2 pseudogenes are annotated in these 1,369 nt (G+C 37.7%); one reads left to right on the top strand and one right to left on the bottom strand.

The annotated features are described in order from the left end of the window. Positions 1 to 976, top strand: a pseudogene (locus ABZY20_RS37160) (IS3-like element IS1068 family transposase); the annotation flags it as partial. 110 nt (positions 977 to 1,086) lie between these two features. Here ABZY20_RS37160 and ABZY20_RS37165 read toward each other — a convergent pair. Beyond that, a pseudogene (locus ABZY20_RS37165) lies at positions 1,087 to 1,369 on the bottom strand (RepB protein); the annotation flags it as partial.

The following is a 1,369-nucleotide window of genomic DNA, read 5'->3' on the forward strand; positions in this document are numbered from 1 at the left end:
GGACAGCCCTAGCTAATGCCCAACATAAGATTAAATTGTTAGAGAAAGAAAATCGTTATCTTCAGGAGGAACTTGAACTTCTAAAAAAGTTCCGGGTCTTCTTGAAGCGAAGCAAGTAAAACGTTTTGAATTTCTCTTGAAACATCATGGGAAGATAAAAATTAAGCATGCAGTAAAAGTTCTTAAGGTTTCTCGCTCAGGTTTCTATGAATACATGCATCGTCGTCCTTCAAAACAACAAGTGGAGAGAGAAATTCTCTCAGAGAAGATAAAAGCTGTCTTTCATGAGCATAAGGGACGCTATGGTGCGGTTAGAATTACCAAGGTACTTCATAATACTGGTATTATGACCAACACGAAACGTGTTGGGAAACTGATGCACTTGATGGGACTTTATGCCAAGGGAAGCCGTTATAAATATAAACATTACAACAGAAAAGGAGCTTCGCTTTCAAGACCCAATTTAATTAATCAGATCTTTAAAGCAACAGCTCCTAATAAAGTATGGCTGGGAGACATGACCTATATCCCTACCAAAGAAGGCACCTTATACTTAGCCGTGAATATCGACGTTTTTTCACGTAAGATTGTAGGCTGGTCAATGTCTTCACGGATGCAAGATAAACTGGTGAGGGATTGCTTCTTACAAGCTTGTGGGAAAGAACATCCTCAGCCTGGCTTGATTGTCCATACTGATCAAGGGAGTCAATATACAAGCTCTCGTTATCAATCTACTCTTCGTCAAGTCGGTGCTCAATCTAGCATGAGTCGTAAAGGAAATCCATATGACAATGCAATGATGGAGTCTTTTTATAAGACGCTAAAGAGGGAGCTTATTAATGATGCTCATTTTGAGACAAGAGCTGAGGCTACTCAAGAAATATTTAAATACATTGAGACCTATTACAATACAAAAAGGATGCATTCAGGTCTTGATTACAAGTCGCCAAAAGACTTTGAAAAATATAATTCTTAAATTCTCTTAACTCCGTGTCTAGTTTTTCGTTGACTTTCCAAAAATATAGCTCATTTTGTGTCTAAATATTTGACATTAGTCCACTTTAATTGTCTTTAACTTTTCACTCATCATAAGTCCTGCCTTTTAACCGTAGGTAGATATTGCTCGATTGCTTTCTTCAAATACTTAGCGATATTGTGCTTAGAATATTCTTCACGCTTGCTAGAGACATAACTTAGGTGGTCTTTGACACCATTCAAACCTCGTAAGTCTTTCAGTTCGTCATAAAGGGGGTACACGTGTGCCTGCAAGCCTGACATGAGTTTTATATCTTGCATTTCAAACGGACTTAAAAGCATATTTTCTAAAAGTAAAGTAGTGTACCTGCTTTGCATAGCTTCTGTAAACAAG

It is taken from the genome of Streptomyces sp. NPDC006624 (genome assembly GCF_040611555.1).
Lineage (GTDB): Bacteria > Actinomycetota > Actinomycetes > Streptomycetales > Streptomycetaceae > Streptomyces.